This is a genomic window from Intrasporangium chromatireducens Q5-1 (genome assembly GCF_000576575.1).
Lineage (GTDB): Bacteria > Actinomycetota > Actinomycetes > Actinomycetales > Dermatophilaceae > Intrasporangium_A > Intrasporangium_A chromatireducens.
Genome location: NZ_AWQS01000113.1, coordinates 1 through 12747, shown reverse-complemented (window position 1 = coordinate 12747; position 12747 = coordinate 1). Strand labels below are relative to the sequence as shown.

Below are 12747 nucleotides of genomic sequence, written 5' to 3'. Positions count from 1 at the left end.
GTCGCCGCCCACGCGGGGAAGGCGCCGGCCGCCGCGTCCATCGCGGCCCGGCCGTCGGCGACGCAGGCGTCGGCGATCTGCTTGACGAGCCGTCCGGTCGCCGGGTCGTGCACGTCGAGGGTCCTGTCGCCCTCGGCCGCTCGCCACTCTCCGTTGATGAGCAGCCCGTCGGGGACCTGCCCCAGCAGCGCCTCCTCGCTCCGGCTCGTGCTCGTGTCGGGGTTGGCGCCTGGGCTCACGCGCGGGCCGCCCTCGGCTGGTCGATCATGTTGCGCGCGAAGAACTCGGACAGCTCCGAGGTCGCCGACAGGGGCAGGACGTGGGCGACGTACTGGTCCGGTCGGACGACGACGACGCAGCCGCCGCGGTCGATGTCCCGCACGTCGAAGATGTCGGTCTCCGGGTGGGCCGCGTAGACCTTCTCGTAGTCGATGAGCTGGAACGGCCCGACGCGCGGGTAGAAGACCGGCGGCACGGTCGTGGTGTCCACCTCGGTGTGGTCCTGCTGGTAGACCACCTTGACGTCGAAGACCGCGTCGAGGTCGGCGCCCTCGGGGGTGAAGCGGACGACGGGGGAGTCTGCGGCCTCGGCGAGCCAGGTGGCCCACTCGCGCAGGGCCGAGCCGTCGGTGTCGGCGAAGGCGTAGACCCGCCAGCGGCCGTCGGCGCGGGCGTGGTGGCCCAGGTGGATCGGGTTCGTGTCGGCCACCCGGACGACCTCGACCGACTTGAAGCGCTTGCCGATCGGGAAGCCCTTGGCGAGCCCCTGGTGGGTGGCCTCGCCGGTGATCATCGAGGGCTCGTACTGGGTCATGAACCCGGCCGGGAACTCGGCGGTGCGGACGTAGAACTCCCCGAGCGCCTGCGCGCTCTCGAACTCCTCAGGCTTCTTGGCCATGAGGGTCGACCACTCCTTGTCGAAGTCGATGAGGTTCTGCGCGATCTTCTGCCGCTCGGCGGAGTAGGTCTCGAGCAGCGACTCGGGGCTGCGGCCCTCGAGGACGGCGCCGAGCTTCCAGCCGAGGTTGAAGCCGTCCTGCATCGACACGTTCATGCCCTGGCCGGCCTTGGCGCTGTGGGTGTGGCAGGCGTCGCCGGCGATGAAGACCCGGGGCACCTGCCCCTCGCAGTCGTGCGGGACGTCGTCGAACTTGTCGGTGAGCCGGTGCCCGACCTCGTAGACGCTGTACCAGGCCACCGAGCGGACGTCGAGAGAGTAGGGGTGCAGGATCTCGTTGGCGCGGGCGATCGCCGTCTCGATCGTCGTCTGGCGGACGGCGCGGGACTGCTCGGGGGCCACCTCGCCCAGGTCGACGTACATCCGGAACAGGTAGCCGCCCTCGCGGGGGATGAGCAGGATGCTGCCGTGCTCCGACTGGATCGCGCACTTGGTGCGGATGTCCGGGAAGTCGGTGACCGCGAGCACGTCCATGACCGCCCACGCGTGCATCGCCAGGTTGCCGGTCATCGTCCGGCCGATCGACGAGCGGACGGCGCTGCGGGCGCCATCGCACCCGACGACGTACTTGGCGCGGACCCTGCGCTCGCTGCCCTCGTGCTCACCGACGGTGTGGCGCAGCGTGACCTCGACCGGGTGGCTGCCCTCGCCGAACTTGAGTGTGACGAACTCGAGCCCGTAGTCGGGGGTCGTGCGGGTCGGCGCGTTCTTCGCAGCCTCGGCGAAGTAGTCGAGGACCCGCGCCTGGTTGACGATCAGGTGCGGGAACTCGCTGATCCCCTCGGGGTCGTCCATCGTGCGCGAGGTGCGGATGATGTTCTCCCGGTTGTCCGGGTCCGGGGTCCAGAAGTTCATCGAGGTGATCCGGTAGGCCTCGGCCGTGATCGCCTCGGCGAAGCCGAAGGCCTGGAAGGTCTCGACGCTGCGGGCCTGGATGCCGTCCGCCTGGCCGATCTCAAGACGTCCGGGGCGCCGCTCGACGAGCCGGGTCGTGACGTTCGGGAACTGGGCCAGTTGCGCCGCGAGCAGCATCCCCGCCGGCCCGCTGCCGACGATGAGGACGTCGACCTCATCCGGCAGCTCGGTGGGCCGGTCGATCCCCGTGCCGGCGGCGGGACGCACCCGTGGGTCGGCCGATACGTAACCGTGGTCGTGAAACTGCATCATGCTTCTATCTTCCGTCCATCAGTTTGCGGGCGCGCTGGCGTACGCCGGCTTCTGTCCCTGAAAGTAGCCCTCGGACTGCTCCGCCTCGTGGTCCGGTCCGAGCGGGATGCCGCTGCGGTCGCGCAGGATGAGCGTGGCCAGCAGGCCGACCGCCGTCATCCCGGCGAGGTACCACGTGACGGCGCTGGTGCCGCCGGTCGCCTGGACGAGCGCCTGCGCGATGGTCGGCGCGAACGCGCCGCCGAGGATGGCCCCCAGGGCGTAGGAGATGGAGACGCCGGAGAAGCGGATGCTGGCCGGGAACAGCTCGGTGTAGAGGGACGCCTGCGGGCCGTAGGTGAACCCGAGCCCGATGGTGAGGATCGCGAGGCCGAGGAAGAGCAGCCCGATGTTGCCGGTGTTGACGAGGGGGAACAGGCTCAGCACCCCGACGAGCTGGAGAACCCAGCCGACGATGTAGGTCGTGCGCCGGCCGAGGTGGTCCGAGGCCCAGCCGGCCACGGCGGTCGAGATGAGCCACGTCACGGCAGAGCCGGTGACGGCCCACAGGACCGGCGAGGTCTCGAGCGCGAGGGGGCCCTTCGGGTCGGTCGCGTAGCGCTGGATGTAGCCACCCGTCGTCATGTAGCCGACGGCGTTGTTGCCGGCGAAGACGAGGGCGGCGACGAGGACGAGCGGCGAGTGCTTGCGGAAGAGCTGGACGATCGGCATCTGCGCCTGGTGCTGGCGCTCCGCGATCTCTTCGTAGACGGGGCTCTCCTCGACGCGACGGCGGATGTAGTAGCCGACGCCGATGAGCACCACCGAGAAGAGGAACGGGACGCGCCAGCCCCAGGTGTGGAACGCCTCGCCGGGCGCGATCTGCGCCATCAGCGCCATGACGCCGGAGGCGAGTAGCAGCCCGAGCGGCACCCCGACCTGGGGCCCGGCGCCGAAGAGGCCACGCTTGTGCTTGGGAGCGTGCTCGACGGCGAGCAGTGCGGCGCCACCCCACTCGCCACCGGCGGAGACGCCCTGGAGGATGCGCAGCAGGATGAGCAGGATCGGGGCGGCGAGCCCGATCGTGGTGTGGGTCGGCAGGACGCCGACGAGGGTCGTCGCCACCCCCATCATGACGAGGGTCAGCATGAGGACGACGCGGCGGCCGTAGCGGTCACCGAGGTGGCCGGCGATGAAGGCGCCGACGGGTCGGAAGAGGAAGCTGATCCCGACGGTGATGAAGGAGAGGATCTGCGCGAACTGGGTGCCGGCGGGCTTGAAGAAGAGGTCCGCGAAGACCAGGCCGGCGGCCGCCGCGTAGATGAAGAAGTCGTACCACTCGACCGTGGTTCCGACGATGGTGGCCATGACGACGCGGCGTTGCTCGCGCAGACTGGACGTGCCCGGGACCGAGGGCTCCTTCGATGGCGTGGCGCTCATGTGCTGACTCCTGTGTCGGCTCGACGTCGTTGTCTCGGCAGTGGCCCGCGGTCGTGGCGGGACCAGTTGCTCCAGTGCGGCAGATCATATACGGTTTCAGATACAACGCAAGAGCAAGGAGGCTCATGAGCACTCAGACGGATGCTGCTGACCCGCGCTTCGCCGGGCTGCCCGGCCGTCCCGGCAAGATCATCGCGGTCCACCTGAGCTATGCCTCGCGTGCCGACCAGCGGGGGCGGCGACCGGCGGCCCCCTCCTACTTCTTCAAGCCCTCCAGCTCCGTCGCCGCCTCGGGCGGGACGATCGAGCGGCCCACGGGCACCGAGCTGCTCGCCTTCGAGGGCGAGATCGCGCTCGTCATCGGGCGGGCGGCCCGACGGGTGTCCGTCGCGGACGCGTGGGACCACGTCGGCTGGGTGACCGCCGCCAACGACTTCGGCGTGTACGACCTGCGCGCCGGCGATAAGGGCTCCAACGTCCGGTCCAAGGGTGGCGACGGCTTCACGCCGATCGGCGCGAGCCTCGTCGACGCCCGCACCGTCGACCCCGACGCCCTGCGCCTGCGCACCTGGGTCAACGGCGCCCTCGTCCAGGACGACGCGGCGAGCGGGCTGATCTTCCCCCTCGCCCAGTTCGTCGCCGACCTGTCGCAGCACTTCACCCTCGAGCCCGGCGACGTCATCCTCACCGGCACGCCGGCCGGCTCCTCCGTCGTCGTCCCCGGTGACGTCGTCGAGGTCGAGGTCGTCGACCCGGCCACTGGCGCGAGCTCGGGGCGCCTCGTCACGACGGTCGTCGAGGGCGAGGGCCCGGCCTACGACGAGGCGGTCGGCTCGCTCCCGGTCGTCGACGACGACCAGCGGATCGCCGCGTGGGGCTCCCGGGAGGCTGCGGGCCTGCCACCGGCGGCGGCGGACGCCGCCAGCGCCTCGGCGGACGCGGGCGCCGAGCCCTTGACGCCCGAGCTGCGCGCCAAGCTGCACGAGGCACCCGTCGCCAGCCTCTCGTCCCAGCTGCGCAAGCGCGGTCTCAACAACGTCTCCATTGACGGCGTCCGGGCGCTGCCCGGGTCGGGCAAGCTCGTGGGCACCGCCAGGACGCTCCGGTTCGTGCCGAACCGGGAGGACCTCTTCAAGAGCCACGGTGGTGGCCAGAACGCCCAGAAGCGCGCCTTCGACGCGGTCGGCGAGGGTGAGGTCGTCGTCATCGAGGCTCGCGGTGAGCACGGCGCGGGCACGCTGGGGGACATCCTCGCGATCCGCGCCCGGGCCCGCGGCGCGGCCGGCATCGTCACCGACGGGGCCGTCCGCGACCACGACGCGGTGGCCGGCACCGGCATCCCGGTCTTCTCCTCCGCCGCCCACCCCGCCGTCCTCGGCCGCAAGCACGTGCCGTGGGACACCGACCTGACGATCAGCTGCGGCGGAGCCACCGTGCAGCCGGGCGACATCATCGTCGGTGACGGGGACGGGGTCATCGTCATCCCTCCCGCGCTGGCCGAAGAGGTCGCCGACGCCGCCCTCGCCCAGGAGGAGTCCGACGCCTGGGTCGCCGCGCGCGTCGCCGAGGGCCACCCGCTCGAGGGCCTGTTCCCGATGAACGCCGAGTGGCAGGCACGCTACGACGCCGAGCATGAGGCGGGTCCGGCATGACCGACACCGCGAGCCTCGACCCGACCGCGTCCATCAGCAAGTCGCGCACGGCCTACGACTGGCTACGCCAGCGGATCACGCGCCGCGACTTCACCCCGGGCTACCGACTCGTCCTCAGCGCGATCGCCGCCGAGCTCAACATGAGCGTGGTGCCCGTCCGCGAGGCGATCCGTCAGCTCGAGGCGGAGGGTCTGGTGACCTTCGAGCGCAACGTCGGCGCCCGCGTGTCGATGGTCGACGACCGGCAGTACCGCCACAGCATGCAGGCCCTCGCCGTGCTGGAGGGAGTGGCGACCGCCCTGTCGGCGCCGCTCGTCACGCCCGAGGACCTGGCGCAGGCGCGCCGCGTCAACGAGCAGATGCGCGCCCAGCTCGACTACATCGACCCGCCGACCTTCACCGCCCTGAACCAAAGCTTCCACGCGCTGCTGTTCACCCGGTGCCCCAACCCGCGCCTGCTCGAGCTCGTCAACGGCGAGTGGGCCCGGCTCGGTGGACTGCGCACCTCCACCTTCTCCTTCGTCCCCGAGCGGGCGTGCGAGTCCGTCTCGGAGCACGAGCGGATCCTCGAGCTCATCGAGCGGGCCGCTCCGCTCCACGAGGTCGAGGCCGCTGCCCGGGCACACCGCTCGGCGACCCTGCAGGCCTACCTCTCCCACGAACACCCCGGCGAGGTCGACGACCTCGCCAGCATCTGACCCACCTCGAACCCGGAGGCATCCATGGCCGACACCGCCAGCCCGACCGACAACCCGACCGCGACCGCGACCGCCGGCGCCCCGGGCCGCGTCCCCGAGGACCTGCCGCAGCGGATCCAGCACTACATCGACGGGCAGTTCGTCGACTCGGTCGACGGCGACACCTTCGATGTGCTCGACCCGGTCACCAACGAGACCTACGTCCAGGCCGCGGCCGGCAAGAAGGCCGACATCGACCGCGCCGTGGCGGCGGCGCGCCGGGCCTTCACCGAAGGCCCCTGGCCGCGGATGCTCCCGCGTGAACGGTCCCGGGTCCTGCACCGCATCGCCGACATCGTCGAGTCCCGGGACGCGCGGCTCGCGGCGATGGAGTCCTACGACTCCGGCCTGCCGATCACCCAGGCGCTCGGCCAGGCGCGGCGCGCGGCGGAGAACTTCCGCTTCTTCGCGGACCTCATAGTGGCCCAGGCCGACGACACCTTTAAGGTGCCCGGTCGGCAGATCAACTACGTCAACCGCAAGCCGATCGGTGTCGCCGGCCTCATCACGCCGTGGAACACCCCCTTCATGCTCGAGTCGTGGAAGCTCGGGCCGGCGCTCGCGACGGGTAACACCGTCGTCCTCAAGCCTGCCGAGTTCACCCCCCTCTCGGCCTCGCTGTGGGCGGGGATCTTCGAGGAGGCCGGTCTCCCGCAGGGGGTCTTCAACCTCGTCAACGGGCTGGGCGAGGACGCGGGCGACGCCCTCGTCAAGCACCCGGACGTGCCGCTCATCTCCTTCACCGGTGAGAGCAGCACGGGGCAGCTCATCTTCGGCAACGCGGCGCCCTACCTCAAGGGCCTGTCGATGGAGCTCGGCGGCAAGAGCCCGGCGGTCGTCTTCGCCGACGCCGACCTCGACGCAGCGGTCGACGCGACGATCTTCGGGGTCTTCTCGCTCAACGGCGAGCGCTGCACCGCCGGCAGCCGCATCCTGGTCCAGCGCGACATCTACGCCGACTTCGTCGAGCGCTACGCCGCGCAGGCCAAGCGCGTCGTCGTGGGCTACCCGCACGACCCGGCCACCGAGGTCGGCTCGCTCGTGCACCCCGAGCACTACGACAAGGTGATGAGCTACATCGAGATCGGCAAGACGGAGGCCCGCCTCGTCGCGGGTGGCGGCCGCGCCAAGGGCTTCGACACCGGCAACTTCGTCGCCCCGACCGTCTTCGTTGACGTCAAGCCGGACGCCCGGATCTTCCAGGAGGAGATCTTCGGCCCCGTCGTCGCGATCACCCCCTTCGACACGGACGAGGAGGCGCTCGCCCTCGCCAACGGCGTGAAGTACGGGCTCGCGGCCTACGTCTGGACCAACGACCTCAAGCGCGCCCACAACTTCGCGCAGGCGATCGAGGCGGGCATGGTCTGGCTCAACTCCAACAACGTGCGCGACCTGCGCACCCCGTTCGGCGGCGTCAAGGCCTCCGGACTCGGCCACGAGGGCGGCTACCGCTCGATCGACTTCTACACCGACCAGCAGGCGGTGCACATCACCCTCGGCAAGGTGCACAACCCCTCGTTCGGCAAGAACGAGCACCATGTCACCGACGTCGACGACCCCGACCCCCGCTGACCCTCTCCGACTCATCGCACCACCACGCACGCAAGGACGCTGCCATGACGAACGACAAGACCCTCACCTCATCGGGCTTCTACGTCTCCCAGGAGGCCCCGATCCAGACGGACAACCCGGTGCCGACTCCGCAGGCCGCCCCGCCGGACATCCTCCGGTGCGCCTACATTGAGCTCGTCGTCACCGACCTGAAGCGGTCCCGGGACTTCTACGTCGACGCGCTCGGCCTCATCGTGACCGAGGAGGACGAGGAGACGGTCTACCTGCGCACCTTCGAGGAGTTCATCCACCACAACCTCGTGTTGCGCCAGGGGCCGGTCGCGGCGGTCGCCGCCTTCTCCTACCGGGTGCGCACGCCGGAGGACCTCGACCAGGCCGTCGCCTTCTACACCGAGCTCGGCTGCCGGGTCGAGCGGCGGGCGGACGGCTTCACCAAGGGGATCGGTGACTCGGTCCGGGTCGAGGACCCGCTCGGCTTCCCGTACGAGTTCTTCCACGAGGTCGAGCACGTCGAGCGGCTCGCCTGGCGCTACGACCTCTACACGCCCGGCGCGCTCGTGCGCCTCGACCACTTCAACCAGGTCACCCCCGACGTGCCGCGCGCGACGAAGTTCATGCAGGACCTCGGCTTCCGCGTCACCGAGGACATCCAGGACGAGGCGGGCACGGTCTACGCGGCGTGGATGCGCCGCAAGCCGACCGTGCACGACACGGCGATGACCGGCGGCGACGGACCGCGGATGCACCACGTCGCCTTCGCGACCCACGAGAAGCACAACATCCTGTCGATCTGCGACAAGCTCGGCGCGCTGCGGATCTCGGACCACATCGAGCGCGGCCCCGGTCGGCACGGCGTGTCCAACGCGTTCTACCTCTACCTGCGCGATCCCGACGGGCACCGGGTCGAGATCTACACCCAGGACTACTACACCGGCGACCCCGACAACCCCGTCGTAACCTGGGACGTGCACGACAACCAGCGGCGTGACTGGTGGGGCAACCCGGTCGTGCCGTCCTGGTACACCGAGGCCTCGCTCGTCCTCGACCTCGACGGCAAGCCCAAGCCGGTCGTCGCCCGGACCGACTCGTCGGAGATGGCCGTGACGATCGGTGCCGACGGCTTCTCCTACACCCGACAGGGTGACGACGCCGGCGAGCTGCCGAGCTGGAAGCAGGGCGAGTACAAGCTCGGCCACCAGCTCTGAGCCACCACCGCACGACGCAACAGGCCGCACGACGCACCAGGAGGAACGCATGCTCGACCGCGAGGTGATCGAGCGGATCGCCGCCGAGCTCGCCGAGGCCGACCGGGCCAAGACCGTCATCCCGCGCATCACGGCGCGCTACCCGGACGCGACGGTCGAGGACTCGTACGCGATCCAGGGCGTGTGGCGGGACGGGATGCTGGCCGGCGGCCGGCGCCTCGTCGGCCGCAAGATCGGCCTCACCTCCAAGGCGATGCAGCAGGCGACCGGCATCACCGAGCCGGACTACGGGGTGATGTTCGACGACACGGTGTGGGAGAACGGCTCGACGATCCCGTTCGACGACTTCTCCAACGTCCGGATCGAGGTCGAGCTCGCCTTCGTCCTCAAGGCACCCCTCGAGGGACCGAGCTGCTCGCTGTTCGACGTGCTCCGGGCGACGGAGTACGTCACGCCGGCGCTCGAGGTGCTCAACTCGCACATCGAGCTGGAGGGCCGCACCATCGTCGACACGATCAGTGACAACGCCGCCTACGGCGGGATGGTGCTCGGCGGCAACCCGGTCCGGCCCGACCAGGTGGACCTCCGCTGGGTCTCGGCGCTGCTCTATCGCAACGAGACGATCGAGGAGACCGGCGTCGCGGCCGGAGTGCTCAACCACCCCGCCACCGGCGTCGCCTGGCTGGCCAACAAGCTCCACGAGCACGGTGCGCGTCTCGAGGCCGGTGAGATCATCCTCGCCGGGTCGTTCACCCGGCCCATGTGGGTCTCCCGCGGCGACAGCGTGCTCTGCGACTACGGACCGATGGGAACGATCACATGCCGCTTCGCCTGAGCCCCACCTTCCGCGACGACCTCACCGGCGCGACCCGCCCACTCGTCGGCATGTGGGTCTGCTCCGGCTCGCCGCTCATCGCGGAGATCTGTGCCGGTGCCGGTCTCGACTGGCTGCTCATCGACATGGAGCACTCGCCCAACGGTCTCGAGTCGGTCCTCGGCCAGCTCCAGGCCGTCGCGGCGCACCAGGTCACCCCGGTCGTCCGCGTGCCGACGAACGAGACGGTGACGATCAAGCAGGTGCTCGACCTCGGCGCCCAGAACCTCCTCGTGCCGATGGTCTCCTCCGCCGACGAGGCGCGGGCCGCGGTCGAGGCCGTGCGCTACCCGCCTCGCGGCAAGCGCGGGGTGGGCTCGGCGCTGGCACGGTCGGCGCGGTGGAACCGCGTCGAGGGCTACCTCGAGCACGCCGACGAGCACGTGTCCCTCTTCGTCCAGGTCGAGACGGCTGCCGGTGTCGAGGCCGCGGCCGAGATCGCCGCCGTCGACGGGGTCGACGGGGTCTTCGTCGGCCCGTCCGACCTCGCCGCCTCGATGGGACTGATCGGGCAGCAGTCCCATCCCGACGTGGTGGCCGCCGTCCGGCGCACGTTCGAGGCCGTGCGCGCCGCTGGCAGGCCGGTCGGCGTCAACGCCTTCGCCCCCGACGCGGCCCGGGCCTACCTTGAGGCCGGCGCGACCTTCGTGCTCGTGGGGGCCGACGTCGCGCTCCTGGCCCGCTCGTCCGAGGCGCTCGCCGCCACCTTCATCCCGGCCGACGCGGAGGGCGGCGAGACGACGTCCTGATCACCGTGGCGGCTCGCCGTCCGAGTGAGTCGGCCGAGTGAGTCGGCCGAGTGAGTCGGCCGAGCCGGCCGGAAATCGGGACGCGCCCGAGCCCCGTGCCGGGCTACCGTCGCCTCATGCCAGAGCGACCCACCGACCGTCCGGACCTGCGCGCCGCCCTGCGGGGCGAGCTCAAGCAGGCGATGCGAGAGCGGAACCGGGACCATGTGGCCGCCTACCGGATCGCCCTCGCCGCGATCGACAACGCCGAGGCCGTGCCCCTCGGCTCCGAGCAGCCTGCGCAGGCGCTGGAGATGTCCGCCGTCGGGGTCGGTGTCGCCGACGCGCCGCGGCGCGAGCTCTCCCACGACGACGTGCGCGACCTCGTCCGTCGCGAGGCTGACGACCTGCGCCGCGCCGCGAACGACATCGAGCCGCACGACCCGGCCGACGCCGAGCTCAAGCGCTCCCAGGCGGTCGCGCTCGAGCGCGTCGTGCAGTCCGCCTGAGGCGCGCCCGCGACGCCGAAACCCCCGGATCCACGTCTCCCGGCGCCGGTCCCCGGGCCAGTGGTATGCCGCTCACCCGGCCCCGCGCGGAGGCAACGCCTCGCGCGGGTCGGGCTCAGCGGCATACGGACTGACGGTCACGAGGCGAGGAAGGCGTCGATCTGGTTGATGGCCAAGGTTGCTCCCTCCTCGATGCCCATCTCGAGCACCTGCTGCAGCGCCTCGGCGGTGTCGTAGCTGCTCGTGAACGTCGCGAGGGTCCCCCCGTCGCGGTCCTCGAACGTGTAGACGTTGTGCGAGACCGGCAGGTCGGGGTTGGGCTGGAGGTCGGCGTCGGCGAAGCCGTCGTCGAAGCTGAAGCTGTGCGGCTCGTCGACGGCCGTGATCTGCCACCAGCCGGCGTGCTTGTCGCCCTCGGGGCCGGTCATGTAGTACGTCGAGCGGGAGCCGACGCGCAGCGAGTGGTCGACGAAGGTCGCGGGGTAGGTCGGCGGCCCCCACACCCGCTCCAGCTGGCGCGGGTCGGCGTAGAGCGCCCAGACGCGCTCGACGGGGGCGGGGAACTGGGCCGTGATGACGATCGTGCGGGCGTCCAGGTCCTTGGTGACGTTCGTGACGGGCATGTCAGTGCTCCTCGGTCTCGTTGAGTAGTGCGTCGATTCGGTCGATCCGGCCGCGCCAGACCTCCTCGAGCTCGCTGAGCATCGAGGCGACGGTGCGAACCGCTTCCACATCCCCGCTGGCGAGCTGCTCGCGGCCCTGACGGCGCTTCGTCAGCAGGCCGGCCCGCTCGAGGATCGCAACGTGTTTCTGCACTGCGGCGAAGCTCATGTCGTACTTCGCTGCCAGCGCGGAGACCGAGTGCTCTCCGGCCAGGACGCGGCGCAGGATGTCCCGCCGCGTCCGGTCGGCGAGCGCGTGGAAGAAGGCGTCCGCCCGGTCCTCGCTGCTCGCGGTCACGCAACCAATATACAACCATTCGGTTGTATGTTGTCAACCCTCTGCCTGCAGGTGCGACCCCCGAGGTGGCGGGACGTTCGGCCCTGCCGGCCAGCTGCCGGCGCCCGGACGATGACGGCACGGCGGACCGCCGGGCGAGGTGCGCGGCGGGGAGAGGAGAGGCACATGCAGTCGATCAAAGAGGCGGCGGACGAGTTCCTCCGCCACCAGCGCGTCGCCGTCACCGGAGTCTCGAGGACGCCGGGCAGTCACGGCAGCAACGTCGTCTACCAGCGCCTCAAGGAGCGCGGGTACGACGTCTTTGCGGTCAACCCCAACACCGACGAGGTCGAGGGCGACCGCTCCTACCCCAACCTCGCGGCGATCCCCGGCGGCGTCGAGGCCGTCGTCATCGGCACCCGGCCCGACCGGGCGCTCGACACCGTCCGCGAGTGCGAGTCCCTCGGGATCAAGGACGTCTGGATGCACCGGTCCGTCGGGGCCGGGAGCGTCTCCCAGGAGGCCGCCGACTACGGGCGTCAGCACGGCTTGACCGTCATCGACGGTGGCTGTCCCCTCATGTTCGAGCCGGTCAGCGACCCGGGTCACAAGATGATGCGCTGGGTGTTCAGCCTGAACGGCCACGTGCCGCGCCGCGTCTGAGGGCGGCCCGGCGGGGAGGGCAGCGGGGCGCCCGCTGGGCTGGGCGGCATACCGAGTTCGTATGCCGCTCAGTCGCGGTCGCGTCGCGGCCAGCCGCCCAGCGGTGTGCGTGAGCCGACGAAGCGCACCGGGAACCCGGGGAGGGCCGGCTCGGCGGCGTCCGCCCAGACGCGGAACGCAAGGTCTGCGTCGCGGACCGAGAGCGTCAGCTGCTCGACGTGGTCGTCCTCGCCGGGGACGAGGCGGATGACCGGCCCGACGGGGAGGCGCCAGGCGAGGTCCGGCGCGCCGGGCGGTCCGAGCAGCCGCTGCCAGCGCCGGGCC

At 71.0% G+C, this 12747-nt stretch carries 14 protein-coding genes; 8 read left to right on the top strand and 6 right to left on the bottom strand.

The genetic code is table 11. The annotated features are described in order from the left end of the window. The 3 genes from N864_RS13420 to N864_RS13410 all read right to left on the bottom strand — a co-directional run. Positions 1–239: aldehyde dehydrogenase family protein (locus N864_RS13420; protein ID WP_034717551.1), on the bottom strand; the 239-nt coding region annotated here is incomplete at its 3' end. Then, positions 236–2122: an FAD-binding monooxygenase gene (locus N864_RS13415; RefSeq protein ID WP_034717557.1), complete on the bottom strand. Its 1887-nt coding sequence runs from the start codon at positions 2120–2122 to the stop codon at positions 236–238. The genes N864_RS13420 and N864_RS13415, both read right to left, overlap by 4 nt. 21 nt (positions 2123–2143) lie before the next feature. Further along, complete coding sequence (locus N864_RS13410) at positions 2144–3544, bottom strand: MFS transporter (protein ID WP_051518558.1); 1401 nt, start codon at positions 3542–3544, stop codon at positions 2144–2146. Between the two features lie 125 nt (positions 3545–3669). On the opposite strand from N864_RS13410, the gene N864_RS13405 reads away from it, so the two are divergent. The 7 genes from N864_RS13405 (at position 3670) to N864_RS13375 (ending at position 10821) form a co-directional block, all read left to right on the top strand. Continuing rightward, positions 3670–5196, top strand: coding sequence for a fumarylacetoacetate hydrolase family protein (locus N864_RS13405; protein WP_034717549.1), 1527 nt, complete (start codon positions 3670–3672; stop codon positions 5194–5196). After that, the gene (locus tag N864_RS13400) at positions 5193–5894 is read left to right on the top strand and encodes a GntR family transcriptional regulator (RefSeq protein ID WP_034717547.1); all 702 of its coding nucleotides are present in this window, start codon (positions 5193–5195) and stop codon (positions 5892–5894) included. Before N864_RS13405 ends, N864_RS13400 begins: the two co-directional genes overlap by 4 nt. Positions 5895–5918: 24 nt before the next feature. Continuing rightward, a complete protein-coding gene (gene hpaE, locus N864_RS13395; protein WP_051518557.1) occupies positions 5919–7505 on the top strand; it encodes a 5-carboxymethyl-2-hydroxymuconate semialdehyde dehydrogenase in 1587 nt (528 codons plus the stop codon). A 44-nt stretch (positions 7506–7549) separates the two neighbouring features. Further along, a complete protein-coding gene (gene hpaD / locus N864_RS13390; RefSeq protein ID WP_034717545.1) occupies positions 7550–8710 on the top strand; it encodes a 3,4-dihydroxyphenylacetate 2,3-dioxygenase in 1161 nt (386 codons plus the stop codon). Positions 8711–8759: 49 nt separating this feature from the next. Continuing rightward, complete coding sequence (gene hpaH, locus N864_RS13385) at positions 8760–9545, top strand: 2-oxo-hept-4-ene-1,7-dioate hydratase (RefSeq protein WP_034717543.1); 786 nt, start codon at positions 8760–8762, stop codon at positions 9543–9545. After that, positions 9530–10333, top strand: coding sequence for an HpcH/HpaI aldolase family protein (locus tag N864_RS13380; RefSeq protein ID WP_034717541.1), 804 nt, complete (start codon positions 9530–9532; stop codon positions 10331–10333). The genes hpaH and N864_RS13380 overlap by 16 nt, the downstream gene beginning before the upstream one ends. A gap of 116 nt (positions 10334–10449) precedes the next feature. Continuing rightward, on the top strand, positions 10450–10821 hold the full coding sequence (locus tag N864_RS13375) for a hypothetical protein (RefSeq protein WP_034717552.1): 372 nt from the start codon (positions 10450–10452) through the stop codon (positions 10819–10821). A gap of 137 nt (positions 10822–10958) precedes the next feature. On the opposite strand, the gene N864_RS13370 is transcribed toward N864_RS13375, so the two are convergent. Beyond that, on the bottom strand, positions 10959–11444 hold the full coding sequence (locus N864_RS13370; RefSeq protein WP_034717539.1) for an SRPBCC family protein: 486 nt from the start codon (positions 11442–11444) through the stop codon (positions 10959–10961). A 1-nt stretch (position 11445) separates the two neighbouring features. Continuing rightward, positions 11446–11781, bottom strand: a complete 336-nt coding sequence (locus N864_RS13365) for an ArsR/SmtB family transcription factor (protein WP_034717537.1) — start codon at positions 11779–11781, stop codon at positions 11446–11448. A gap of 165 nt (positions 11782–11946) precedes the next feature. Here N864_RS13365 and N864_RS13360 point away from each other — a divergent pair, with 165 nt between their 5' ends. After that, on the top strand, positions 11947–12423 hold the full coding sequence (locus tag N864_RS13360) for a CoA-binding protein (RefSeq protein WP_034717535.1): 477 nt from the start codon (positions 11947–11949) through the stop codon (positions 12421–12423). Positions 12424–12491: 68 nt separating this feature from the next. On the opposite strand, the gene N864_RS25070 is transcribed toward N864_RS13360, so the two are convergent. Next, positions 12492–12747, bottom strand: a 256-nt coding sequence (locus N864_RS25070; protein ID WP_034717533.1) for a hypothetical protein, incomplete at its 5' end; no start/stop codon positions are given.